The 25,381-nt window shown below is 46.1% G+C and carries 18 protein-coding genes and 1 riboswitch; of the genes, 3 read left to right on the top strand and 15 right to left on the bottom strand.

The window, feature by feature from the left end:
• Positions 1-268: 268 nt before the first annotated feature.
• Both BHE18_RS17350 and BHE18_RS17360 read right to left on the bottom strand, forming a co-directional pair.
• The gene (locus BHE18_RS17350) at positions 269-1,333 is read right to left on the bottom strand and encodes an SDR family oxidoreductase (RefSeq protein WP_071619774.1); all 1,065 of its coding nucleotides are present in this window, start codon (positions 1,331-1,333) and stop codon (positions 269-271) included.
• Between the two features lie 748 nt (positions 1,334-2,081).
• Positions 2,082-4,082, bottom strand: a complete 2,001-nt coding sequence (locus BHE18_RS17360) for a penicillin-binding transpeptidase domain-containing protein (protein WP_071619776.1) — start codon at positions 4,080-4,082, stop codon at positions 2,082-2,084.
• A 286-nt stretch (positions 4,083-4,368) separates the two neighbouring features.
• Here BHE18_RS17360 and trhO point away from each other — a divergent pair, with 286 nt between their 5' ends.
• On the top strand, positions 4,369-5,334 hold the full coding sequence (gene trhO, locus BHE18_RS17365) for an oxygen-dependent tRNA uridine(34) hydroxylase TrhO (RefSeq protein WP_071619777.1): 966 nt from the start codon (positions 4,369-4,371) through the stop codon (positions 5,332-5,334).
• Positions 5,335-5,998: 664 nt separating this feature from the next.
• Here trhO and BHE18_RS17370 read toward each other — a convergent pair.
• Entirely contained in the window at positions 5,999-7,228 is a 1,230-nt protein-coding gene (locus BHE18_RS17370) for an SGNH/GDSL hydrolase family protein (RefSeq protein WP_071619778.1), read from the bottom strand.
• A gap of 225 nt (positions 7,229-7,453) precedes the next feature.
• Positions 7,454-11,227 (bottom strand): 5'-nucleotidase C-terminal domain-containing protein, encoded by a 3,774-nt coding sequence (locus BHE18_RS17375; RefSeq protein WP_235860372.1) that lies wholly within the window; start codon positions 11,225-11,227, stop codon positions 7,454-7,456.
• Between the two features lie 476 nt (positions 11,228-11,703).
• Here BHE18_RS17375 and BHE18_RS17380 point away from each other — a divergent pair, with 476 nt between their 5' ends.
• Both BHE18_RS17380 and BHE18_RS17385 read left to right on the top strand, forming a co-directional pair.
• Positions 11,704-12,480, top strand: a complete 777-nt coding sequence (locus BHE18_RS17380; RefSeq protein ID WP_071619779.1) for a zinc ribbon domain-containing protein — start codon at positions 11,704-11,706, stop codon at positions 12,478-12,480.
• A gap of 66 nt (positions 12,481-12,546) precedes the next feature.
• On the top strand, positions 12,547-14,145 hold the full coding sequence (locus tag BHE18_RS17385) for a TcaA 3rd/4th domain-containing protein (protein WP_071619780.1): 1,599 nt from the start codon (positions 12,547-12,549) through the stop codon (positions 14,143-14,145).
• 345 nt (positions 14,146-14,490) lie between these two features.
• Here the strand turns inward: BHE18_RS17385 and BHE18_RS17390 are convergent, their stop codons facing one another.
• From BHE18_RS17390 to BHE18_RS17440, 11 genes are all read right to left on the bottom strand, one after another.
• On the bottom strand, positions 14,491-15,306 hold the full coding sequence (locus tag BHE18_RS17390) for a MetQ/NlpA family ABC transporter substrate-binding protein (RefSeq protein ID WP_071619781.1): 816 nt from the start codon (positions 15,304-15,306) through the stop codon (positions 14,491-14,493).
• A gap of 23 nt (positions 15,307-15,329) precedes the next feature.
• A complete protein-coding gene (locus tag BHE18_RS17395) occupies positions 15,330-15,995 on the bottom strand; it encodes a methionine ABC transporter permease (protein ID WP_071619782.1) in 666 nt (221 codons plus the stop codon).
• Entirely contained in the window at positions 15,985-16,998 is a 1,014-nt protein-coding gene (locus BHE18_RS17400; RefSeq protein WP_071619783.1) for a methionine ABC transporter ATP-binding protein, read from the bottom strand. Before BHE18_RS17400 ends, BHE18_RS17395 begins: the two co-directional genes overlap by 11 nt.
• A gap of 90 nt (positions 16,999-17,088) precedes the next feature.
• A riboswitch (SAM riboswitch) is annotated at positions 17,089-17,195 on the bottom strand.
• Positions 17,196-17,443: 248 nt separating this feature from the next.
• Positions 17,444-17,620 carry a hypothetical protein gene (locus BHE18_RS23325; RefSeq protein WP_171910738.1) on the bottom strand — a complete coding sequence of 59 codons (177 nt, stop codon included), beginning with the start codon at positions 17,618-17,620 and terminating at the stop codon, positions 17,444-17,446.
• Between the two features lie 177 nt (positions 17,621-17,797).
• Positions 17,798-18,016 (bottom strand): DUF2922 domain-containing protein, encoded by a 219-nt coding sequence (locus tag BHE18_RS17410; RefSeq protein ID WP_071619785.1) that lies wholly within the window; start codon positions 18,014-18,016, stop codon positions 17,798-17,800.
• A 38-nt stretch (positions 18,017-18,054) separates the two neighbouring features.
• Entirely contained in the window at positions 18,055-18,273 is a 219-nt protein-coding gene (locus tag BHE18_RS17415; RefSeq protein WP_071619786.1) for a DUF1659 domain-containing protein, read from the bottom strand.
• 399 nt (positions 18,274-18,672) lie between these two features.
• On the bottom strand, positions 18,673-19,692 hold the full coding sequence (locus BHE18_RS17420; RefSeq protein WP_071619787.1) for a LacI family DNA-binding transcriptional regulator: 1,020 nt from the start codon (positions 19,690-19,692) through the stop codon (positions 18,673-18,675).
• 170 nt (positions 19,693-19,862) lie between these two features.
• The gene (locus BHE18_RS17425; protein ID WP_071619788.1) at positions 19,863-22,109 is read right to left on the bottom strand and encodes an alpha-galactosidase; all 2,247 of its coding nucleotides are present in this window, start codon (positions 22,107-22,109) and stop codon (positions 19,863-19,865) included.
• 47 nt (positions 22,110-22,156) lie between these two features.
• Positions 22,157-22,981, bottom strand: a complete 825-nt coding sequence (locus BHE18_RS17430) for a carbohydrate ABC transporter permease (protein ID WP_071619789.1) — start codon at positions 22,979-22,981, stop codon at positions 22,157-22,159.
• Positions 22,978-23,832, bottom strand: coding sequence for a carbohydrate ABC transporter permease (locus BHE18_RS17435; protein WP_071619790.1), 855 nt, complete (start codon positions 23,830-23,832; stop codon positions 22,978-22,980). Before BHE18_RS17435 ends, BHE18_RS17430 begins: the two co-directional genes overlap by 4 nt.
• Before the next feature lie 84 nt (positions 23,833-23,916).
• The gene (locus BHE18_RS17440; RefSeq protein ID WP_071619791.1) at positions 23,917-25,194 is read right to left on the bottom strand and encodes an ABC transporter substrate-binding protein; all 1,278 of its coding nucleotides are present in this window, start codon (positions 25,192-25,194) and stop codon (positions 23,917-23,919) included.
• Positions 25,195-25,381: the final 187 nt, after the last annotated feature.

Here is a 25,381-nt window from a genome sequence, read left to right on the forward strand (position 1 = left end):
TATGTATTTTAATGATAGAATTTCACTCTTTACATTTTCTTATAGTACCATATTTCACAGCCGTTTTCGTCAGTTTGTTTATTTTTGAAGCCAAGAAAATTGCGGTAATGGTACATGTTTTATCTTATTGGAAATCGGTGTGAAAGACAAATAAAAGGAAGGAATTTACCAGATGGGAAAGCGGCTGTATTTTTCCAAACCGTTAAATTGATTTCTCCACTATAAATCCCGCCATTTGATATTATGGCGGGATGTTATTTTGTCTTATTTAAATTACAGCTCTTCTATCTAAACCGTACCCGGCCCGGATAATCATCTCAATCATTTCTTCCGTCATGTTGAGGTGTCTAACATCAGTTCCCAGGATCAACTCCTGCGTATTCCGGTCATCAAATGAAAGGTTCCCCGCAAGATAAACTTTGAACACATCGATCAGACTATTGAGGCGAATCTCTTCCTCATCCAGCTGCTCATCCGAACTTTCCACAACAGACAAGCTGTGAAATTCGAGGGCTTCTTTCAGCATCTGCAAGAGTTCGGCGTTTGTTGGCGGATTCGGATTTGTGATGTGATAGATTTTATTTTTTTCAGCTTTCTGTGGTGCCAGGCTCAGGATATCAGCGACATAGTCGACCGGAACCAGATTGGAAGTCCCGTCCTTGGCAGCCAGCAATCTGTATGTCCGGCTTTCGCTATTTTTCCTGGCCGTCTTTCTTTTAAAAACAGCCAGGGCACGCATGAATCCGTACAGTGTAAACTGTGAGTCAGCTTCCCCTGTTTTTGAATCGCCGACGATGATGGCCGGCCTGAAAATGGAAACGTCCATTTTATGGCGGTAGCTGAAGACAAGATGTTCGGATTTCACTTTACTTTCTTCGTAAGGATTGTTGAATGTTCCGTCTGCAGGGTAAAGCTCTTCGACTCCATGCGGGAGCGTCCCGACTGTGTAGGCCGTGCTTACATAATAAAACGTACTGGCGTTAAGTTGCGACGCCAACTCGAGAATATGTTTCGTGCCGTCATAGTTGGCTGCAAATAATTCGTCGCGTAAATCGAGATCGAATTTCACGAGTGCCGCCAGATGGTAGACTGCATCAACTTTATTGGTCAACCATTCGATGTCTTCGGGTGACAGCCCTGCCATCGGCTGGGTGATATCTCCTTGATAGATATGGATCCTGCGCTGTTCTGCAGCCGGAAATGTATCGCGCAGAGTCTCCGCTTTCGCCACATTCCTGACTAAAATGAAGACTTCATTTTGTTTATCTTTTAATAAGTTCTTGATGAGCCTGCCCCCAAGAAAACCTGTAGCTCCTGTCAAAAATAGATTCAACTAAATCACTCCTGATGTGTGTCGGTTCATAGATTTCCCCTATCATAGCATAATTCGGAGCAATTTTTGGTGAGGTTGAGGGATTTTACCGGCAGTTATGCGGATTTTCCCTCTCGAGGGAGGAGGTTTACCGCTGCATACTGGATTTATAGTTGATTAGGGTGTCTAGATTACTGGGGGGAGGGCCGGTCCATGGGGCTGCGGGAGCGGAATCTTTTAATTTTGCTCTGGAATCTTCGAATTCGACACGTTAATCTTTTAATTTCCACTTTTAATCTTCGAAACCCGCCCAATAATCTTTCGAACTCGCCAATTATTCCGTCACTTAGAAAAATATGGAATAAACCCACCACTCCTCAACATCTAAAAACCTGCGAGAACCACCCGGCAGGCCAAATTGATCGGTTTGATGAAACCGCTAGATGATTGAATGCTTGTTTACTGGTTAAATGCTAATTTCATCGCTTATCAGGAGCTTAACCGCCCCGTACAAGTACATTAACATGGTCGCGGGAGCGGAATCTTTTAATTTTGCTCTGGAATCTTCGAATTCGACACATTAATCTTTTATTTCCATCATTAATCTTCGAAACCAGCCCAATAATCTTTCGATTTCGCCCATTATTTCGTCACTTGGAAAAATATAGAATCAGTCCACCCTACCCAAACACAAAAAAACCTGCCGAGAACCACCCGGCAGGCCAAATTAAATCGCAACTACTATCAAATGCAAATTAACTCCATTCTATCAGTAATTCGAATAAAACTTCTGCGCCACCTGAACCGTATGCGTGCTTCCGCCGCGGTCTTCCACGCCTTCGAGCATCATCGCAAGAATAAATTCGGGATTCTTCTGATCATAGGATACGAACCATCCGTTTTCTTTCCCTTTCGTACCCTGTTCAGCTTTAATCTCGGCTGTACCGGTTTTACCCGCGATTTCCTTACCGGACACTTGAGCTTTACCGGCGATTCCTTCAGAAACAACCTTCCTAAGATTCGTGCGCATCAGTTGTGACTGTTGGGGAGTCAGCAGGTCCTTCTTCCAGACGCCCTGCTCCTCATCCTTCAGGAGGACCGGTTTCATCATGGTCCCGTCGTTTATGATGCCGCCATAGGCACTTGCAAGGTGGACGACGCTCATCAGGACTTCCCCCTGTCCGAAGGCCGAGTCGGCGAGCTGGATTTCCTTGGAGATTTTCCCGTCATTCGAAATTTGTGATTTTTCAATTGGATAGGACATCGGGATTTCTTCCCCGAATCCGAAGTCTTTCAGCCCTTTGATAAATGCTTCTGCACCCATCTCAAGTCCGACGCGTGCGAAGTAGATGTTGTCGGAGTACTTCAACCCGCTTTCCAAGTCGACCACGCTGTCATTATCAAATACGCGGACGACCTGATAACCGCCCCATGATTCGTCTTTTTGCCATCTCTTCCCTTTGATATCAAACGTTTTATTGGGATCGAGCTTGCCGGACTTCAAACCGACGGATGCGGTGATCGCCTTCATGGCAGATCCCGGTGAATACGTCTGATAGAAACGATTACGGAGCGGTTTGTCCGGGTCGTTATAAATCTTGTCATACTTGTCACCGGCCATTCCGAGTGCAAATTCATTGGGATCATAGGAAGGGACGCTCACAAGGGCCAATGCCTCTCCTGTTTTTGGATCGACAGCCGCTGCCGTTCCGACTTCGTCCTTCATCTGGTCATACAGTTTTTTCTGCATTTCGGCATCCAGTGTCAACGAGATATTTTCCCCGTCCTTCACTTCCTGTTCAGCCACCGGGGTTTCTTCGCCGTTCACTTTGGTGAGGTAGATACGCTGGCCGCTTTGACCGCGGAGCTTTTCTTCGTACACTTCCTCCGCCCCGCTTATACCGAGCAAGGATTGAGCCGTGTACCCTTTATCCTTTAACTTTTCCAGTTTCTCCGCATTGATTTTGCCAAGATATCCTGTAATATGGGCAGTTGCTTCACCATAAGGATACTGGCGTGCTTCCACTCGTTTCGAATAGAGTCCCGGCAGGTCGATGATATCCAGTGCAAGCGGCCGTTCGGATATCGGCAGCTTCTTGATCGGCACAAAATATTCAGGCTTTACCCAGCTTTGACCTAATTCTTTCTGGATCGCTTCAGGCGACATCTCCAGGAGGGATGACAGTTTTTTCAGTTCGCTTTCGTTAAATTCACCTGGCACGATACCGATCTGGAAAGCCTCACCGTTGATAGCCAGCGGATTTTCATTCCGGTCATAAATTTCGCCGCGCTTGGCCGGGATGCTTTCAACACCGACTTTATCCCCTTCTTCCATGTCAGGGAGGATGAATGACGGGTCCCAATCGACAAACCAGTTCTCTTCATCGTCTTTTTTCTGTTTTTTCAGGGTGACGGTTTCATCATAGGAAACCTCGCCCGCGAGTGTATTCATAGAGATTGTGACAGGGAATTCTGCTTCTTTTTCCTTGTCCCACTCTTTTTCGTCTTTCGGCTTTTTAAACTTGACCTTCAGATCCTTCACGGCCAAATCTTCATATATATCATTTGTCCGTTTTACGACATCTTCCTTTTTATAGGTTTCCTTTGCAGAAGTTGAAAGATAGGCATCGTACATCTTGTCAAATTTCTTGTCATTCCAAAGATCGACGTACTCTTTCAATCGATCGTCAGGCTGGGCTTTCTCCTGACAGCCTGCAATCAACATTCCCGCCGCAGCAACCAGACTAAGCAAGAACAATTTTTTTAACATATGTAACGTGAACCCCCTCGGTTTTCCTATTTCTAATTATTTCAAATTCATGAATCAATTTCAATTTAAATGTATTCCTGGTTCCAGGATGTATGTCCTGTACACACGATTCAGTCCATTCGTCCTTTCCATTTTCCACCTTCTTTTCCTCCCGTTCCTATTCCTTTTTTCAGTAAAACTGGTGCATATAAAGGAATATTTGTTATAATAGAATGTCGTAAGAGTAATAAGGAAAAAGATCCTAAGATTATATCTTGCAAATATTAATCGACAGGTGGAATGAAATATGAGTCAAAAACCTTACAGAGTACTTCTGTACTACAACTATGTAACAATCGAGAATCCCGAGGAAGTGACAGCCGAGCATAAGGAATTATGCCAGGAGCTTGGGCTTATGGGACGCATCCTGATTTCTTCTGAAGGAATCAACGGAACATGCTCTGGTACGATTGAGCAGACGGATGCATATATGGAAGCGATGAAAAATCATCCATTATTCCATGACACAGTATTTAAAATCGACGAAGCGGATGAACATGCGTTCAAGAAATTGAAGGTGAAGCATCGTCCGGAGCTTGTGACACTTCGTCTTGAAGATGACGTGGATCCACATGAAATCACGGGTAAATACCTTGACCCGAAGGATTTCTACGAGCAGATCCAGCGCGAAGATACAATCGTTCTTGACGCCCGCAATGACTATGAATATGATCTTGGTCACTTCCGCGGCGCGATCAGACCTGATATCCGCAATTTCCGCGACCTTCCTGAATGGGTCCGTGAAAATAAAGAATTATTGGGCGATAAAAAGATCATCACCTACTGCACAGGCGGTATCCGCTGTGAGAAATTCTCAGGCTGGTTATTGAAAGAGGGCTTCGAGGATGTAGCACAGCTGCACGGAGGAATTGTCACTTATGGACAAGACCCTGAAGTGCAGGGTGACCTGTGGGATGGCCAGCTTTACGTGTTTGATGAGCGTATCGCCGTACCGGTCAACCGCAAAGAGCATGTCGTTGTCGGTAAGGACTATTTCGACGGTGAGCCTTGCGAACGCTACGTAAATTGCGCCCACCCGCCATGCAACAAGAAAATCCTTTGCTCAGAAGAAAACGAGCATAAATATATGAGAAGCTGCTCCGACGAGTGCCGCAGAAGCGAAGAAAACCGTTATATCATCGAACACGGCTTGACTGAGGAAGAAGTGGCTGAGCGTTTGGCAGTGATTGAAGCTGAAAAGCAGACTGTATAATTAGAGAACAAGAATCAGACGCGCGGCCTGACGAGTCCGGATTTCGAATACAAAAACTTAATGAACATAGATTAGCAGTCTTATTCGCAACTGAATGAGACTGCTTCTTTTTGTTGAAATGTCCTGAGTTTCAAACCCCTTTTAACATGGGTCGTACGTTTTGTCAGCATGAAACCCGTACACCATTCTAACTAGCAGAAGAAGGGTGTAATTATGAGGGGCAGATCAATGAAGCAGATATATTTTTCAATCTACTTTGTTGTGAGTAGCCTCTGACTTTTTTAATATGGGGAATTTTTTCCGTTATCCTGCAGAATCGTCTAGGTTTGGGGGATATAAGGAGAGTTTTTTCCGTTAAGGCAAGGTTAAAGGAGCGATTTTCATGCTTTGAGAGCAATTAGAGGGATTTTTTCCTCCTATTTACTCCCTATTTCATATTAATTCCTCAATAAGGGGATTTACTCCGCTTATTTTGATGGTTAACTACTGTATATTAAGAATCCCCTGACCAGTGCTTATCTTGTAATAAAAAAATGCCTGGAGACAGATCCTCCAGGCATTTTTTCAATTCTTCTTAATTTTGGTACGGGCTGCGATACGAAAAATGATTTTCAAACATATTTTGCACCTTGAAACGGAACCCGTTACCCGATGCCAGTTCATTTTATTTAAACATTGAAAGGTCGACAGCTTCGGCCATTTTTTCATAACCGGCATCATTGGGGTGCAGATGATCCCCTGCATCATATTCAGGCAGGTACCGTTCAGGATCTTCAGGATCCCTCACCGCTTTGTCAAAATCAATGACTCCATCGAATTCACCGCTGGTCCTGATCCAGTCGTTGACCTCCTGGCGTACTTTTTCACCTTCTGCAGTGTATCTGCCAGAACCTTTATATGGTGTTAAAGTTCCACCGTAAATCTTCAATCCCCTATCATGTGTTTTTTCAATGATTTCTTTCATTTTATCTATGATATCATCCGCACTGTATTCCGGATGATGTCTGATATCATTCAATCCTTGATGAAGAATGACCGACTTGATACCGGTTTGATCAAAAACGTCCCTCTCGATTCTTTCCAACGCACTTTCTCCTTTGTCAGGAGTACTTTCTATCAATTGGTTGCCGGAAATGCCTGCATTTACGAGGGACATTGGGATATCCGATTGTTTCATCCGATTAGCAAGATAATCCGGCCAGCGGTGGTCTGTATCCGGTGTTGAATGGTTTCCATTTGCAATGGAACTTCCCAGCACCACTATGGAACCTTTCATGGAAGAATCAGCCAACACGTTAACAGCATCCAGCCAGAACCATGATTGTTCATCTTGCTCGTATGCGCCAAAATCGCTGCTGCCTGCTTTATTTCCACTGGTGATATAATTTGTCTGCATTGAGCGGGGGTGCCAAGTGACTGGCCCTGTTTTTTCCCGGATAAAGACACTAACTGCCAATTTTCCATCGCTTCTCACTTTGAAATCGAGTGGGTCACTCCACTTGGTTTCACCAGCGGGGATGGTCACTTTTTCCTTGCCGTCGAAGGTTACCTTCTGATCCGTGTCCGACTCAACTTCAGGTCCCCCTTTTGAAACGGCTATATGTACTTGTTCCAATTTGAGCGCTTCCGGGGAAAAGACATTCGATAAACGGATTCTCACATTCTTGCCGTCTATGTGAGGCTTTACTATCATCCGCACAGTCTGGTTGCTGAATCCCTCGTTCGAAATTCCGTCTTCCAAAGGTGCCTGCATGGATGAAGCCCAAGATCCTGTCCAGTTTCCTTTGCCCGCCTTATTCTCATTTACGCCTTTCCAGTCCCACCCGGTGGCTATACCAAAAGAAATAACGGCCAATAGGATGATGACGAATAAAGTAAAGGATATTCTTTTCATACGTTCTGCCTTCCCATCACATATATTGATGTATCTTTATTATTTCAAAATTCCCCTTGTGTTCGCAGAGTCATTCCTACTTGTTTAAAAATACAAACGAATTTCCCAGAATGATGGTTAGTTTTTGTAGAAGTAGTGATTTTATCCACAAATGAACTGAGTAAATTAAAAAGAGAACCAACTGATCAACAGTTGGTTCTCAAGGGTAATTCATTATTATTGAGATTAAGGCTTACTGCACCATCCAAGCAGCTTGCACAGCCAATCCTTTATCTTCTTGATGATTTCATAAAAATCATCTTCCCATCCGCCGTCACCGTCTCCCGGATCGTCCGAATCGTCAGGTTCTGCTTCCTGTACAATACGGTTCTCCACTTGTGGTGAGACAGGGCTGTTTTCTTCAAGATAATCCGTAAATACTTCGAAGTCGACAAGGAACAGATCTGTTTGGCGTCCTTCATCTTTCGCCTGTTTGAACATATCATAGCCGTCTCCGCCGTTCGCAGTGAAGGCGTTGGTCGCTACGCGGTATGTCTGTTCAGGATCGATTTCCTGGAATCCGTCAGCTGTTTTGACTTCAACAGACCAAACTCGTTCACCTGCAGGCTTGTTTACATCGTATTTGAAGTTGATTCCTGAAACCTGAAGGAATTCCCCAGGTGCGTCCTCACCTTCAACACGTGAAACGCTGTGCTCAAGTGCGTCAAGGATCTCTTGTCCTGTCAGGTCAAGTGTTACAAGCTGATTTCCGAATGGCATTGTTGTCAGCACTTCACCGAGGGTGATTTCACCTGCATCGATCGAAGCGCGGATTCCTCCGCCATTTGTAACGCCGATATAAGTTTCCACGAACTCATTTGCTTTGGCAACCATTCCGTCTGCAATCAGGTTCCCAAGGTTTGTTTCTTTACGGCGTACATCTTGACGTTCCCCATCAAGGGCAACATCTGTCGAGCCTACAACTTCACTCTTCAATTCTTCAAGCGGAGCCTTGTATTCCTGTACTTTAGCAAGTGCTTCGGCATCCTCTTCGTAATTTTCAAGATCAAGCACTTCACCTGAATGACCTGTTACGACACCATCAGAGTTGAAAGTAACATCCAACAGGCCTAGCAGATTCAGGTATTCACCCGCCTGCACGATAACTGTCGGCTCTTCCTTATCGATGACAACAGGCTCATCAAGAACCGTGTGAGAGTGGCCTCCGACAATGATATCAAGACCATCCACTGCTTCTGCAAGCTCTAAATCATGAGAATAGCCTAAGTGTGAAAGGACAATGATTTTGTTGACGCCTTCTTCTTTCAGCATATTGATGGTTGCAGTTGAACGCTCGACCGCATCCTCAAATACCACATTTTCTCCTGGATTAGAGATGAACGCTGTATCTGGAGTGGTCAATCCGAAGATTCCCACTTTTTCTCCATCTACTTCTTTGATAATCGCAGGATAGATGTTCCCGCCTTCTCCAGGCTTACCGATTTCATTCTTCACTAAAGGCTCTAAATCAGCGTCACCAGTTACGGTCACGTTTGACGATACCATCGGGAAGTTCATTTCTTTGATAAAATTAGCAAGTGTCTCTGAATCTTTATCGAATTCATGATTCCCCAATGTCATGGCATCGAAGCCAAGTTCGTTCATGAACCAAAGATCCGCAAGACCTTCATATTGGCGGAAATACAATGTACCAGAGAATACATCCCCTGCATCAAGTAAAAGCGAATTCTCTTTTTCGGCACGGATCTCGTTCACTGCCGTGAATAAACGGGGATACCCTTCAACATGAGCATGTGAATCATTCGTATGCATGATGGAAAGGTCAAAGTCTTCGTTTGTTTCTTCTTCAGTAAAATCAAGCTGTGCAACAAGGGCATCGTGATCGCTCGCTCGTCCGTGTTCTTCCATATATGGAGAGTTGAAGTTCACGATGTCGAATTCAGCACCTGCTGCCAAACGGTTTGATACAAGCATATGATCAAGGACTTGCGCGTTACCTTGGTATGTGTACGTGTATCGTTCGTTTTCAGGAAGAGTTTCAACAAGGTTTGTTAAAACGTCCCCTTTAAGTTTTTGAAGCGGATTGGAGAATTCAAAGTCATTTAAATCACCAAGTACGACAACATTTGCGTCTTCATTTTTCGTGTGGATGTCAGAAACGAAAGAGTTGATGACTTCTGCAATCTGCATACGCTGTGTTTCGCTTCCAAGAGTCGGAGGCTGATTTTTACCGAATAACGGCTCATCTCCGCCTTTGGAGTTGAAGTGGTTGTTGATGACAATCACTTCTTCACCATTGAATTCGAATTCTGCAGCCAATGATTTACGGCTGTCTTCAAATGCTGGATTTGTCGGGTCGATTCTGCCCGGGTTAACAGTCAGTGATCCATCTTCGTAAGCAACAGCTGTTGTGGCATCGCCTTTTTGAGCTTCGGCAAGAGTCACGCGTTCAGGATTGTATAGATAGCCGACACGGATATTTCCACCTGGGACACCGCCGTCTGTTTTATCCTGAGGAGCGATCTCGGTCCACGCGTACGTTGGTCCCCCGAAGCTTGCCACTGCATCGCTTAATGCTTTGTAGTTGGCATCCGCTTTAACCGTACCATCGTCAGTCGTTCCGCTTTCATCCAATACTTCTACAAGACCGATGATATCCGGAGAATTCAAGTTCTCCACCATTGATTTGGCAAGCTTGTCACGCTTTTCCGTGTCAGCTGCCGCGAAGTTTTCGATGTTGTATGCGGCAATGGATAATTCGTCGTTATCTTTTTCAATCGTCGTCACTTCCGGCGTAAACTCTCTTTCATTGAGTTCAGGAAGTTCATCTTCGTTCACAAGGATCTTGAAGTTGCTGAAGCCATAGCTGACTACACCATTTACTGTTCCGTTGAATTGATCTCCCGTTTTCGCGACAAAATCACGGTTATCCAACAGAAGGAACATTCTTTCAGGATTCTGGTTTTCTTTAGTTAAAAGTGGAGCGCCTTCTTTTGTGTAGGCTTTCCCTTCAACTTGCTCAGTGATGACCGGAAGTTCGCCGTATTTTTGAGGTCCCGTGATCATTGGGTTTTCAAGTGCAACACGCATTCCTTCCAGGCTTTCGTAAAAATCGATGCCATCCTGCTGAGGATCAAATTCACCGAACTGATCGTTGTCAATCACTTCAGACGGAGGTGTAACATCTTCACCGATAACAAGGGCTTCAGGAAGTTCATTGCCGCTTGAATCGACAATGACATTTCCGTACTGCGCATTCAGTTCTGTCATCGCAAGGTCTGTCTCTAACTTTTCGTTGTAACCGTCAAGCACCCATTCCTTTACTTGACCGTCTACCTTCACATGGTCTCCCACCTGCACACCATGAGATGGCTTGTACACAAGAAGAGCTTCGGATGTCTTCGGATTTTCATCCGGGTTAGGGTCCTGCATGTAGAAATTACTTGCATCCTCCACATGTGTGACGATCCCTTCGACTTCTTTCACTTTCTCAGAAGCATACGGAGATGAGTGGCTTTCACCCTGGATGTCATGGATGCTTAAGCCCTCGATTCCTTCGTATGGGGTTGGATCTTCAGGCTGTTCGCCTTCGAAGGACATGGCTGTAGTGTTCTTTAGTCCCGGTACAGTGAAGTAAGCAGTCAAATCACCTGTGACCGTCACTTTTTTCCCGATATTGTCCGGGTTTGTCTTTAATCCGAATTTCGTCCGGAAAGCAGATGGTATCTGAACCGGTAGAATCTTTGCCGGATCTTTTTCATCTACTGAATCTGCAATCGCAAAATTGAAATCTTCGCTAAAAGGAGCATCAAAATCAATATTAGTTCCGCTTACCGTATATCCAACGATAAACCCTTCAACCGTTCCAGTCCCCTCATTATTCTCAATCGCTTCCTGAACCGTCAAGGTATCATTCGCAGATGCAATCGAGCCGACAGGCAGGATGTACCCGGCAAGCAAGGCGAAAATCGTTGTCAAAATGAACAACTGTTTTTTCATGATCTTCAAACTGGTTCCTCCTCTATTCTTTTCTAACAGTAATTTGGTCCAACCTAAAATGCAAACGCTTACATAAGATGTCACTTCTCTCCGCAAAAACCGGTCCTTTTCCCCAAAAGGATGATTTACGGATATTTACTTTATCCTATGAAAACACCTCCACGAATTATTTCCATTAACCGCTTAGAATGTAGAATATTGACTAAGCTTCCTATTAAATATAGCATCTTTTCGTCGAATTTTAAGATATTTTCAATTATTTTACAAAATCAGAACTTTGGACTTACAAATGTAATATTAGTTGTGAATATATGCCTATTTTTTGTTTGGAATCGATAATTAATCCGTACTCCCGCTTTTAGAGTTGGCAGTAATTAGTTCAAAGTCTGTCCCACACCATCACCATTTAAAATATAGTCATATTTTCTCACTTAACCGGTATTTATTAGATATACACCAAGAAAGGGGTTTTGCGTATGAAGTGTACGAATTGCGAACACGTGAATGATGAAGGGAACTTTTGTGAAAATTGCGGGACGAGGCTGATGAAACCAGACTCTTCCGGTGATACGGGTCCAGGATATTCAACTCCGGCCGCTGTCCAGGCCGTTCCGCCGCCGAAGCCGAATGTCCATGTTGAAAATGTTAAACAGGCTTCGAGCATGTACTTCCAGTATTTTATAAAAGTTCTTAAAAACCCGGTCTCAGCAACGGCGAAGGCAGGAGCCGATCAGCTTGTGAACGGGCTGATTTCGATTGGGCTGTTTTCTGTCATCATTCCATTGATTATTTATCTCAGCCTGGATTACAAAGGGGACGGAGCGTTCTTCTCCGTTTTAGTAAAGCCTGCCTTCTTTTACGTGTTATTCATGATACTGATTGCGTCTTATTCCTACATTGCCATTAAACTTGGGAGAGTCGGGGTCACCTACACCGACGTGCTTGCGCGGTTCGGTTCCATGCTGATCCCTTTCGCAGGTATCTTTATCCTTGCCTTTGTCTTTTCATTGCTGGATATGTTCCTTTACCCGCTTCTCCTCGGACTTGGTTTCATGGGAGCTGTCTTCATCACTCCTCCCCTCGTCATTTCAAGCTTTAAAAAGGATGAGCCCGGGGGACTGGACACATTATACGGGACATTGCTGACGTATATCGCTATTTTTCTGACGTTCATTGCCATGGCTGCGATGATCATTTCCACTCTTATAAATATGGTTGAAGACAAGATTGACTCTTTCTTCTCGCCATTCTGAAGAACAGCAGCCCCTTGTTTTTTATAAAAAGGGGCTTTTTAAGATTAATCAGCAGGGGTGAGGAAGATGAAATTCTGTAAACAATGCGGGCAGTCACTCTCGGAAGGCAAGTGGTTTTGCAGCCAATGCGGGGAGGCGGCTGCTCCGAGTGAAGCTGATAAGAAAATTTGCAGGGAATGCGGGAATCTGATCGATGGGGATGAATGTTCCACCTGTTCCGTGAGTGAGCCGTTGGAAGTCGAAAGCAAATTTTGCAAAGAGTGCGGTGAGGCTCTGAAGGACGATGAAGGATGTCAACGTTGTGCAGCTTCTTCTAATCGGTACTGTAAAAACTGTGGTACAGCAGTTTCTCAATTTGAATCATATTGTGCTGATTGCAGGGCGCCGGTAGTCAGCCAGCCCATAAAGTCCGAATTTCCGCCAGTCAGAAACAAAAAGAAACCCCGGCCGCTCATGATTTCCCTGATCATTTTCGCAATCCTCCTAGCAGGAAGCGCTACATACGGATACTTCTATGTAAAAGATGCCTCCCTTCCAACTCATACAACCGACACCTTAATCGAAGCGCTGGAAAAGAAGGATGCCCCGGCTCTGCAGGAACTGCTGTCAGAAACATCTGATATCCCGCTGACCAGAAATGCACTGCAGGATTTCCTGGATCAGATTCATGCTGACCCTGAAGTATACGAAAAACTGCTCCAAAACATCAAGAGACAGGAAAAATCCATTGCATCAGCTGCTCCATCAAATCCTTTTTTAATTAAGTTGAAAAAATCCCCAGAAAAAAAGTGGCTGTTCATCAATCAATATACCGCTGAATTGATACCTGTCTCGTTCACACTGGACACGGACCCGGATGCAAAAGTGTTTCTCAATGATAAGGAAGTTCCGGCTTCAGGTAAGGAATCGCGAGAAATTGAAAACATGATACCAGGAGAATTTACATTCAAAGCAATTAAAGATGGAGAATGGGGAGAACTCGAAACATCACTGTCTCTTTTTATATGGGAGGATGCGGATGTGCCTATCCCGCTGTTATTTGATGAACAGTATATTACCGTGAAGTCCGAATTTGATGGGGCGGAAGTTTATTTGAACGGGGAACCTTACGGAACGATAGAAGATTCATCTTTACGGATCGGTCCCGTGTCGGAAGGGGATTCTGTAGTGGTGAGCGGGAAATATAGTTATCCGTGGGAAGATGTATTCAGTGGAGAGGTGGAAGCCGCAGCATCTGAAACAGTTGAATTGGATTTTCCGCCGGGCAGTCAAGTGGTCATTGACGATTTGACCAGCGGCATCATCAAATACAACGAGTCCTATATTGAATCCATTACTTATGCAGACTCCTCTTTGTTAAGAAATGTGAAAGGTTCACAACTCGAAGACAATGAGAAAACAATCCAAAACCTTCAAAAAAGGAGCATCACCTACGGCGGGCAGTTAAATGATATGATTTTCGACGAGATGTCCCTGTCGATAAAAGAAGAGGATGGAACCTATAAAGCAAGCATCGAAGTAAAAGAATATTACGACAGCAGCTGGAACGATCCATCCGACCCTGATGCGGCCGTCACCATACCAAAAACCTACTATTATACGTACTTCTGTGAATATGATGAAGATGCTTGGGAATGGGTTGTATATGATTCAGATGAACATTGAGGATTGACCTTTTATAAGAAAGAGGCTGGGACAAAACTTAAAATTCCATGTCTAAAGAGGAACATATAGAGTGGTCTCTAAACAACGCTAATGATTTCCGTGCAAGACTTCGCTTTCCGCGGGTAGCCCGTGAGCCTCCTCGTCACTTCGTTCCTGCGGGGTCTCACATTAACTACTCTTCCCGCAGGAGTCTTCGTCTTGCACTCCAATCAACCGCTGGATGTGGAAATGAACAATAAAGAAATTATAAACCGAACTAATTTGCCTTATCTAATGCAAATTAGTTTGGGTTTTACTTAGACTATATCACTTTTGTCCCAGCCTCCTATTTGTTAACCTATGAAATTATTCCATCCACTCCGGCTTCCCGAAGCCTTTGAATTCTTCATCGATCACTTTTTCAAATTCGTCTGCTTCGACGACTGCCTTGATGTCTTTTGCAAGCTGTGAATCAACGTCTTTCGTGTTCATGACAACACGGTTGCGGTATTGATCAGGCATGTTCTCAAGCTGCAAAGCGTCAAGAAGATCCATTTTCGCAGCCAATGCGTAGTTCCCCGGCACTGCTGATAGATCGACGCTTTCCACCGCCCTTGGAAGCTGGGCTGCTTCGATCGGTTTGAATTGCAGGTTCTTTACGTTTTTATCGATGTCTTTTTCTGATACCGTCAGTGGGTCAGTCCCATCTTTCAATGTGATCAGCTCAGCATCCTCTAGGATTTGGAATGCGCGGGCTGCGTTTGTCGGATCGTTCGGGATTGCGATGGCGCTGCCTTCCTTGATATCTTCGAGAGAATCAAATTTCTCTGAGTAGATCCCCATCGGTGCGGTCGGCACTACGATAACTTCCGAAAGCTCCATGCCGTGCTGCTCTGCGAATGTTTCCATATAGATTTTGTGCTGGAACAGGTTCGCGTCAAGGTCCCCCTGAGCGAGTGCGTTGTTCGGCTGGATGTAGTCGCTGAATTCCTTCACTTCAACGGTGTACCCTTTTTCCTTAAGCCCAGGTTTGATGGCTTTTGTCACCATGTCGCTGTAAGGTCCGGATGTCGCCCCGATCGTGATTTCTTTTTTATCATCAGAACTTGCTTCTTCTCCACCGCATGCTGCCAGCAGGCTGACAGTCAAAGCTGCTGCTAAAAGTAAAAACCATTTTTTCATCTGAAATCTTCCCCCTGGGTTGTTTATCGTTTATCTACAACTCTTGCAAAAATATCGCCCGTGTATTGGATTAGCTGCACCAGGCAGATCAGCACGACGACTGTGGTGATCATGACCGTATTGTCGTAGCGGTAATAACCGAAACGGATGGCAAGGTCGCCGATGCCGCCTCCGCCAACGATTCCCGCCATGGCGGAGTATGCGACGAGGCTGATCGTCGTGATTGTGACGGCCTGGATGACGGCCGGCTTTGCTTCCGGCAGCAGGACATCCTTGATGATCATCCATGGACTCGCACCCACCGACACCGATGCTTCGATGACTCCCTTATCAATCTCGCGAAGTGCCGTCTCTACCATTCTTGCGAAAAACGGAATCCCTGCCACAGAGAGGGACACAGATGCCGCTGTCGGTCCGATCGTCGTTCCCGTCAATAGTTTAGTAAGCGGTAATAGTGCAACCAATAAAATGATGAACGGGATCGAGCGGACCATGTTGACGACGAAGCCGACAATCTTCTTAATGAACCCGTTCTGCAGGAACAATCCTTTATCTGTCACAAAAAGCAGGACACCGAGCGGCAGCCCGATCAGGATCGCTATGGCCAGCGAAATACCGACCATATAGATGGTTTCCAGGAATGCTTTATTCAATTCTGGTAAAATCGCAGTCAATGAATCAGGCAGCACGGTCGAGCACCTCCAGACTTTGTGTCTTGGCCGTTATGTAGCGGATGGCGGCCTGTATTTCGGATTCTTCGCCGATCAGCTCCATGATGAAAATCCCGAGCGGCGTTTCCTGTATATATTCGATTTTCCCGTGCAGGATATTGCCGCGGACTTTGTACTTTTGGAACACTTCCGATACAACGCTCTCCTCTGCGATCGAACCCTTGAACTGTATTTTGATCAGCTTGCCCGTCCGGCTCTTCAATAAGTGAGGCGGCAGTTCGAACTGCAGGATATTTTCGATGAACTGCTTCGTCAGCGGCTGTCTCGGGTTGGCAAACAGATCGTACACGGGCCCTTCCTCAACGATCCTCCCGTCCTGCATGACGGCCATCCGGTCGCAGATCTCTTTTACGACTTCCATTTCGTGCGTGATGAGGACGATGGTCAGCCCCAGCTGTTTATTGATGTCTTTTAACAGCTTGAGGATTGACTTGGTCGTACTCGGATCCAGCGCCGACGTTGCTTCATCGCAGAGAAGGACGGATGGGTTGTTCGCGAGCGCCCTCGCGATTCCGACGCGCTGTTTCTGGCCGCCGCTAAGTTGTGCGGGATAGGCTTGAGCTTTGTCGCTTAAACCGACCATTTGTAATAGTTCGGTCACCCGCGGCTCGATCTTTGCCTTAGGCACCCTCGCTGCTTTTAAGGCAAAAGCAAGATTCTCATAAACCGTCTTTGCTTTTATAAGGTGGAAATGCTGAAAAATCATGCTGATTTTCTGACGTGCGAGGCGGAGTTCCCTTGAATTCAGCTTCGTCAAATCCCGGCCGTCAATGATGATCTCCCCTGATGTCGGTTTCTCCAGTAAGTTCAGGCAGCGGATAAGCGAGCTTTTCCCCGCTCCGCTGTAGCCGACGATACCGAAGATTTCCCCTTTTTCAATGGTGACGGAGACATTATCCACTCCGAGTACCGTCTGCTTTTTTGTTTTGTATTCTTTTACTAAATTATTGATTCTGATCATCATTCACACCCCTTTTCTTTTTCATTGATGTCTTGCCAAATAAAAAATGCTTCTTTCAATTACTGAAAGAAGCATCGCGTTTATGTCATCGACTTATCTTTCAGAATGAAATCCATTCTGCAGGAATTGGCACCGTTCCATAAATGGAGGTTGCCGGACTTCATAGGGCCTGATCCCTCGGTCGCTCTTGATAATTTGAAAGTATTTAATTTTCGAAGTTTTTTATCTTATAGGAGATATTATATGGTTTGTTTTGGAAAGTCAATAAGAGATTTTGGATTGGTTTTTCGTGTAAGCGATTTCTTTGTTGTGGTTAAAGGGAACCCCCCGCCAAAAAATATTCCTTGCATATCGCTTTTGATTTCCGTGGAAGACTTCGCTTTCCGCGGACGGGAAGTGAGACTGCCTCAATCATTCCCATGGTTTAACTGTCTAGCTGCAGTGCTTAGAGGCACATGTCATAAGCCAAACCGACCGAGAAGGCAAAAGAACGCTTTCCAGGCCGATTCGTCTTATGCCACACGCCTCTTTTCAAAGCCCTTCCGCTTTTCTGATAGGAGTCTTCGTCTTCCACTACAATCAACGCTGGAGTGAAACTATACTCACTGCTACCCTTATCCATTGATTAAACACAAACCCGATCCCGTTAATACACAATTCTATTTTTAAACAAACGTTTGATTAACTTCTCAAACCCTTTATGGGACAGGCTTTTGAAGGGTTAAACAAACGTTTAATCTAAATTGAAAAGCCCGCCTCGTTTTTGGATTTCGAGGCTGGCTTTGGCTTTGTTCATTTATTATAAGACTTCATAGTCTGTAACGTTGCGTTCTACCACGCGTGCGCCATCTACGCTTACCAGTGCGCCGCCTGAGCTTCCAAATACGCCGGTTGCGATCAGGTTGTCCATTGCTGCTTTCACCTGGACGGTATCGATCGGGTCGATCGGATCGTTGACGCTGATTTTCGCTGCTTTGCCGGTTTCTGTTATGAATTCAAGTTCAAGTACTTTTGCCATGTTAAAATCCTCTCCTTTCTATTAAAATTCAACTGTCGTTACGCGTTGATATCGAAGTTTTGGATCTTTTCTACGTTGAATAGATTTTTCTCAGAAAGTCCTGCGAGCGATTGAGCAGCACTGTGCATCTCATCTGCCGTGGCCGAGCCATTGATGTAGCCGTATGATTTGAACTTATACTTCGGGTTGCCTTTCTGATCCATCCCGTCGTTATAAGCAAATCTCAGCTTCGTTCCTTTCAAATCCGCTGTTGCCATGGTGCTTCACCTCCTTTCACCTTTTATATAGGGATTGGGGGAGGAAAAGGACACCTTTGGTTGGAATTTTTTTAAATATGAGGTGGTTTTGGTGCTGCGGGGTTGGCTGTGCCAGGCACAGCACATGTCCGGGAGTTACCAACATTTTTCGGGGTGTTATCAACAAAAATTTGAATTTACCAACGAAAATTTCCTTTTACCAACGTTTTTTTCGATATTACCGACAATTCTTCAATAATCGACAATTTTCGCCATCATGCCCGTCAGAAACCAGATTGCGATAATCGAACCTGGCTCAAATCTGGCTTTTTGAGCCAGGCTCAGACAACCCGGGTACAAAAACACACCAAACAAAAAAGCCCTCTCAGGACCATCCAATGATCCAAAAAGAGCTTTTCCTTATTTACCAGCCGCTTCACTGCAGCTTTCCCGCTTCACCAAGTGGACCGGGACAACAACTTTCTTGGCCAGTTCCCGTTTCGACTGGATCTGGTCGAGCAGCAGTTCGACCGCCGATTCCCCCATGAATTCAGTGTAGACCTTCACGGTTGTCAGGGAAGGCTGTAAAAATTTCGATGTTGCAATATCGTTAAAGCCGACAATCGAGACGTCATCCGGAATGGCGATACCTTCTTCATGAAGGGCGCGTATCGCTCCAATCGCCATGGAATCCGATGCGACAAAGAAGGCGGACGGGACATCATCTTTTTTCAGCGCTTCCTTCATAAGATGGTATCCGCTCTCCGAAGTGAAGTTGCCGTCCGTCCAGATGAAAGAAGGATTGTGCATCCCTTTTAGAGATAGATACTCACGAAACGTGATTTCACGCTCATCCAGGATCGGTTCTTCCTCGAGGACATATTCCTTTCCGCCTATGTAGCCGATGCGCTCGTGACCGAGACTTAAGAGGTAGTCGAGTACTTCTGTCATCGCCTTCCTGAAATCAACGACCACTGAGTCATAATCATCCGAAGGCGAATAATCGACGAGCACCAGCTGCCGTGCCGCTTTTTCGAATGCATCGATTTCGGATTGGCTGTATTTGCCGACGGCTATAATGCCGTCCAGTTCAGAAAGCCTTGACGGGTCGATTGTGTTTCCGTTCTTGAACAATTTGACCAGGTCGATATTCCGTTCCTGGCACTCCCGCTCGACCCCATTGCGGACGGCCATATAATATGGATCGGCCATTTCCTGCTGATCGGAGTACCAGTAGACGAGACCGAACTGGAGACGGTCTTTCACCTGCTGGGGGTCTTTCCGGTTCCTCAGCGTTTTATAATTCATATCCTGTGCGATTTGGAAAATGCGTTTTTTCGTTTCGTCCGCGACGGACAGTGAGGCGTCGTAGTTCAGGACCCTTGAAACAGTTGCCAGTGAGACTCCCGCTTTTTGTGCTATGTCTTTTAGAGTGGCCATCCCACTTCCCCCTTTAAATACTTTTTCCTGGAAGAGAAGCGGGCCGCTCGACTTACTTCTCTCTTGCATAAAACCATTCATCTATAGTGACTTCGTTATTTACGTTAAAATCTTTACCACTCTTTACTTTAAATCAAATCAACACGAATTTCCATTGTTATGGGGATTTCTTATCGGACTTCCCTCAATTTCCAGATCATTGACGCGAAGTCACCCTTGAGTATTGTATTCTCCGTAACGACGGTGCCGCTGAACATCGGCGGGACCATGAGCCCGATATTCATGAGTTCATCACCATATGCCTGCTGTCCGGGTTGTCCGGCCGCTTCAATTTTATACAGCGTATCAGGGTTGAGTCCCTGCAGCCTTATACGTTTCAGGGACGGATTTGGCATGGCCAATGTGCGGTAAAATGCCACGATCGCTTCACGGCCGTCCTCACCCGCCACCATCCATGATGTATCATTGCCTTCAAATGGAGTGATCAGCCGGTAAAATGAGCCGAACTGAAGGAGACTGCGGTTTTCTTTTACGAACTCCACCTGCTTTTTCACTTCCTGTTTTTCTTCCTCTGAAAATTGAGTGGCATCGAGCTCATAGCCGAATGCACCGAACATAGAGACATTAAAACGCGTACTTAGCGGTGTGGAACGGCCGGTCTGATGATTCGGGCAGCTTGATACGTGCGCGCCCATCGATGACAGAGGATAGACGAGCGAGGTGCCCCACTGGATCTTCAACCGTTCGATGGCATCCGTGTTGTCACTTGTCCATGTTTGCGGCATGTAATGCAGCATGCCGGGATCGAAGCGGTTACCACCGCTTGCACATGATTCAAACAGGATGTGAGGGAATTTGCCGATCAGTCTTTCAAGCAGCTGATAGAGGCCCAGCACGTACCGGTGGCCGACTTCCCCCTGCCTGTCGCTATCAACAGAGTCGGAACCCACTTCTGTCATATTCCTGTTCATGTCCCATTTCACATAAGAAATCCTGGCTGAAGACAGAATCCCCGAAAGGGTTTCTTCCAGATAATCAACGACTTCCTGCTTTGAAAGGTCGAGGATGAACTGATTCCTCCCGTGTGAGAGCGGACGATCCTTCACGCCCAGAACCCAGTGTGGATGGGTCTTGAATAACTCACTTTTTCCAGAGATCATTTCCGGCTCCATCCAAAGACCGAAGCTCATGCCCGTTTCCCCTGTTACTTTTTCACTCAATCCATCTATCCCATTTGGAAGCTTGCTGCGGTCGACTGTCCAGTCGCCAAGGGACGTCGTATCGTCATTCCGTCCGAGGAACCATCCGTCATCCAGTGCAAACAGCTCGATGCCAAGTTCGGATGCCGATGCGCAGATCTCGAGAATTTTTTCTTCATTAAAATCAAAATACGTCGCTTCCCAGTTATTGATGAGGATCGGGCGTTCCTTTCCGCGCCAATCCCCCCTCACCAGCCGGGATTCATAGAGGCGGTGAAACGTTTGACTCATGCCGTTCAGACCTTGATCGGAATATACCATCACGGCTTCAGGTGCGTGAAAGGACTCTCCGCTTTCGAGCTTCCATTCAAAATGGAACGGATTCAAGCCGATCAGCGCCCTGGATGTATCATAGTGATCCACATCAACTCCGCCGAAGAAGTTGCCGCTGTAGACAAGATTGAATCCAAACACTTCCCCATGCGACTCGGTGGCGTCCGGGGACTTCAGGGCAAAGAAAGGATTATGCAGCGAACTGGATACGCCTTTTTTGCTGTCGATCGACTGAAGGCCTTTCCGGAGCGGATTCTTCGAGACATGTCGTTCACGGATCCAGGCTCCGTCGAGGTGGATGAATTCGAAGTCGGAATTCGGGAAATCCACCGCTGCACTGAGCAAGCGCTCGATCACCACATTCCCCCTCCCGACATTCCTGAGCCGGACACTGCGGACAATCGCATCCCGGTCGTGGTACACCGTATATAAAAGATCCATCTCGAGTCCGGCCGTTGCATCCTCCAGGATGACAACCAGGGTCTCAGCCTCATCCTCACGTTCTGCATAGGTCGCTGGAAGGCCATCGATTCCAGGCTTTCCGTTTAAGACTTCATATGTTTTAAAAACAAATTGTGATGTCCTGCTTCCATTCGAGTGCCTGAGCACAAAAGCCGGCTCCCGGTAATCGCCAGTGCCGAAGCCCGGGTACTCCTGCTTTAAAAATTCCAGAGAGAAATATTGATTCCCCTCAAATGGAAAAGAGGCATTCCCAAGCGGTTCGGCCGGCAGCTGACGTAAATGAGAGAAATCGTCGCGGTGCTTCACTTTTTTCCCGAAATAAAGCTGGCCGGGCTGACCATTTTCCATTACAGAGAAGATGTAGCTGACGTTTTTCCCTTGAAGATGAAATTGTTCCGTATGTTCCGTCACATAAATTGGCATGTTGGTTCATCCTTTCATCGTATCGCAGGTTGTATAATGACAACCCCTTATTTCACCGCACTTCCAAGCATCCCTGAAATGAACTGCCGCTGCAGTGCCAGGAAGAAGATGATGATCGGGATCGTGGCTATCGTCACACCTGCCATGACCTGGCCGTAATCAATCCGGGAAAGTCCGAAAAGGCTGGACAGTGCGACCGGGAATGTGTACATATCGTTGGACGATAACGCGATCAACGGCCACAGGAAGCTGTTCCACTGATAAAGGAATAAAAAGATCGCCGTTGCCGCAAGTGCAGGCTTCATGGACGGCAGGACAATTTTAAAGAAAATCTTCCACTCACCCGAGCCGTCGATTCTCGCCGCTTCGATCAATGAAGTCGGGAACGCCAGCATATTCTGCCTCATCAGGAAGATGGCAAAAGGATACGCTAGATTCGGCAGGATCACTGCCTGATACGTATTCAGCCAGCCGAAGCCCGCCATCATCTTAAAAAGAGGGATGATTGTCGCGTGATAAGGCACCATCATGGACAGCAGGAACACGCCAAAGATGATGTTCCTCCCTCTAAAACGGAACTTGGCGAACGCATAGGCGGCCATTGAGCAGATCAATAAACTTAACACAGTGTAAATGATCGCGATGAACAGCGAGTTGAACATCACTTTGCCGATATCAATCGACGCATTCAGATTCTGGACGTTTTCTGCAAGCTTCTCACCCGGTACGAGGACCGGGGGCTTTGAAAACATCTTGCCGCTCTCATTCGTCGCCCCGATCGCCGCCCAGTAAAATGGGAAGAGCGAAACAAGGGCACCAAGGGCCAGGATACTATATAAACCGATTTTCTTACCTAATTTAGACTGTCTCATTCTTGATCACCCGTTAGTTTGAATTGTATGAACGTCATGATTGCAATCAGCACGACAATCACGTACGCAATGGTTGAAGCATAGCCAAAGTCGAAGAAACGGAATCCGGTTTGATACAGATACATCCCGATCGTCAGCGTCGCATCACTTGGTCCGCCCTTCGTCAATACGAACGGTTCATCGAAGAGCTGAAGCGTCCCGATGGTCGACAGCACGACCGTGAACAGGATGACGGGCTTCAGCTGCGGGATGGTGATGGAGAAGAACTGGCGCACCCGCGAAGCCCCGTCCATGCTTGCCGCTTCATAAAGCTCCTCGGGAATATTTTGAAGTCCTGCCAGGTAAATGACCATATTATAGCCGACCCATCTCCATGTCATCGCGATGATGAGGGAAGCTTTTGCCCAGAACGGGTCGTTCAGCCACGGAATCGCCTTGAATCCAAGGGATGTCAGCAGCTGATTGACTACCCCGTCGTTCATCAGCATGATGGAGAAAATGATGGAGTAGGCGACCAGCGATGTGACGGCCGGCAGGAAGAATGTCACCCGGAAGAACCCTTTCATGCGAAGCAGTGCCGAATTTAATAACGCAGCCAGCACCAGTGCCAAGAGGACCATGATCGGTACCTGGATGATTAATAGAATAAACGTATTTTTAAGTGCGGTATGAAAAATTTCATCATCCAGCAGCCGCTTATAGTTGTCCATCCCGACGAATGTCAGGTTGGCGCCCTGTCCGGTCTGGAAGCTGAGGATCAGCGACGAAATGATCGGATAGAGCATAAAGATGCTGAACAGAATGACGGCCGGTGCGATGAATAAATATGGGATATATGTCTTTGACTTCATACATCATCCTTCTCTCTAGTGTTATAGAAAAAGAGAGACCTAGATCACCAGACGAACCTCTTGGCTCTAAATCTCTCTTTTAAATTAGTTTGCTTTACGTTTCGTACGGTCTTCCAGTCGCTTCGCTGCTTCTTCAAGCGCTTTGGCAGGATCCTTGCCGTTGAATGTATCCGCCTGGGCTTTGATGGCTTCATCAAGCGCCACGGAATAATCCTTCGTATAGTAGGCAGTCGGAACGTCTTTCATTTCTTCTGCAAACAGTTCCCAGATCTTCTGCCCGCCGAAGAACTCATCTTCGCCAGTGAAGACTTCAGAATCGTAAGTCGTATTTAATGACGGGAATAAACCGTAGTCTTCCATTGCCATGATCTGCGTATCTTTGTCCGTTGAAAAATACTCAATGAAATCGTAAGCTGCATCCGTGTTTTCTGATGCGGCAGGTATCATCCAGCTGGATCCGCCCAGGTTGGAGGCGCGGTTTCCGCCTTCTTCAAAGGCAGGAAGCTTGAATACTCCCCAATCCCCTTTTGTACCTTTCGCCTGGTCGATGATCGTTCCGTAATACCACGCACCGAATGGGATCGCAGCAACAGAACCGTCGACTGTCGAAGAAACGACACCGTTCCATCCGTCAACATTCTTAATCAGATCCGCATCGGCGAATTTCTTCTGCATTTCCATTGCTTTCACCGCTTCTGGGCTCGTAAGGTCGATATTGCCTTTTTCGTCATAGTAGAAAACACCCTGCTGGTTCAGCATCATTCTGAATGTCGGATCATCCTTGAACATATCAAGAGGCATTGCATAGGATCCTGTTTTCTCTTTGATTTTCTTTCCTGCTTCAAGGAAGTCATCCCACGTTTCGATGTCTTCCGCTTTCACGCCCGCTTCTTCAAACAGGCTTCTGCGGTAGAACATCCCCCCCGGGCCGGCATCGAACGGCATTGCGAAGTACTTGCCGTCGACCTGCGCCAGGTCATTTTTGAAAGAAGGGAATTTATCTTTATGATCATCGAATCCCTTTTCCGAAAGGTCAAGGAAGCCCTGAGGGAATGCCTGCACATACCCCTGTATACGGTCATCCTCCACAAGGACGATGTCAGGAAGCCCGACTCCGCCTGCTGCAAGACCTGTTGAAAGCTTGTCATATACATCCAAACGGCCAATATCCTCCACTTTCAGCTTCACATTTGGATGATCCTTCTGATATTCCTTCACGGCGTCATTCAAGGCCCCCACGTTTACGTTCCAGGCCCATGCCGTCAAGGTCACTTCCCCATCCTTGCCGCCGGAACTGCTCGAACTGCAGCCGCTGATCACCAAAGCAGCAATGATGGTCATCATGACGAAAATTTTCTTCATACCCTTTGTCCCCCTTAAATTCATAGATTAGAAGAGTTGTAATCGTTTTCTATCGTGGTAAAAATAAAACACTTTCCAGAAAGCGTTTACATCTTACTTAAGATTTTAGTAAATTATCAGAAAATAGTCAATCATAATTTTACTAAAATTTTTATTATTTTAGTAAAGTATGGAGCAAGGGGTCGGC

This window comes from Rossellomorea aquimaris, assembly GCF_001877785.1.
In the GTDB taxonomy this organism is placed as follows: domain Bacteria; phylum Bacillota; class Bacilli; order Bacillales; family Bacillaceae_B; genus Rossellomorea; species Rossellomorea aquimaris_A.

What these genes read in the sequence shown, in the direction of transcription:
- BHE18_RS17375 (WP_235860372.1), bottom strand. Translation starts at nt 11,227, where the DNA reads ATGAAAAAACAGTTGTTCATTTTGACAACGATTTTCGCCTTGCTTGCC.
- BHE18_RS17415 (WP_071619786.1), bottom strand. Translation starts at nt 18,273, where the DNA reads ATGGCAACAGCGGATTTGAAAGGAACGAAGCTGAGATTTGCTTATAAC.
- trhO (WP_071619777.1), top strand. Translation starts at nt 4,369, where the DNA reads ATGAGTCAAAAACCTTACAGAGTACTTCTGTACTACAACTATGTAACA.
- BHE18_RS17380 (WP_071619779.1), top strand. Translation starts at nt 11,704, where the DNA reads ATGAAGTGTACGAATTGCGAACACGTGAATGATGAAGGGAACTTTTGT.
- BHE18_RS17425 (WP_071619788.1), bottom strand. Translation starts at nt 22,109, where the DNA reads ATGCCAATTTATGTGACGGAACATACGGAACAATTTCATCTTCAAGGG.
- BHE18_RS17435 (WP_071619790.1), bottom strand. Translation starts at nt 23,832, where the DNA reads ATGAAGTCAAAGACATATATCCCATATTTATTCATCGCACCGGCCGTC.
- BHE18_RS17360 (WP_071619776.1), bottom strand. Translation starts at nt 4,082, where the DNA reads ATGTTAAAAAAATTGTTCTTGCTTAGTCTGGTTGCTGCGGCGGGAATG.
- BHE18_RS17370 (WP_071619778.1), bottom strand. Translation starts at nt 7,228, where the DNA reads ATGAAAAGAATATCCTTTACTTTATTCGTCATCATCCTATTGGCCGTT.
- BHE18_RS17390 (WP_071619781.1), bottom strand. Translation starts at nt 15,306, where the DNA reads ATGAAAAAATGGTTTTTACTTTTAGCAGCAGCTTTGACTGTCAGCCTG.
- BHE18_RS17440 (WP_071619791.1), bottom strand. Translation starts at nt 25,194, where the DNA reads ATGAAGAAAATTTTCGTCATGATGACCATCATTGCTGCTTTGGTGATC.
- BHE18_RS17430 (WP_071619789.1), bottom strand. Translation starts at nt 22,981, where the DNA reads ATGAGACAGTCTAAATTAGGTAAGAAAATCGGTTTATATAGTATCCTG.
- BHE18_RS17420 (WP_071619787.1), bottom strand. Translation starts at nt 19,692, where the DNA reads ATGGCCACTCTAAAAGACATAGCACAAAAAGCGGGAGTCTCACTGGCA.
- BHE18_RS17410 (WP_071619785.1), bottom strand. Translation starts at nt 18,016, where the DNA reads ATGGCAAAAGTACTTGAACTTGAATTCATAACAGAAACCGGCAAAGCA.
- BHE18_RS23325 (WP_171910738.1), bottom strand. Translation starts at nt 17,620, where the DNA reads ATGGATAAGGGTAGCAGTGAGTATAGTTTCACTCCAGCGTTGATTGTA.
- BHE18_RS17385 (WP_071619780.1), top strand. Translation starts at nt 12,547, where the DNA reads ATGAAATTCTGTAAACAATGCGGGCAGTCACTCTCGGAAGGCAAGTGG.
- BHE18_RS17400 (WP_071619783.1), bottom strand. Translation starts at nt 16,998, where the DNA reads ATGATCAGAATCAATAATTTAGTAAAAGAATACAAAACAAAAAAGCAG.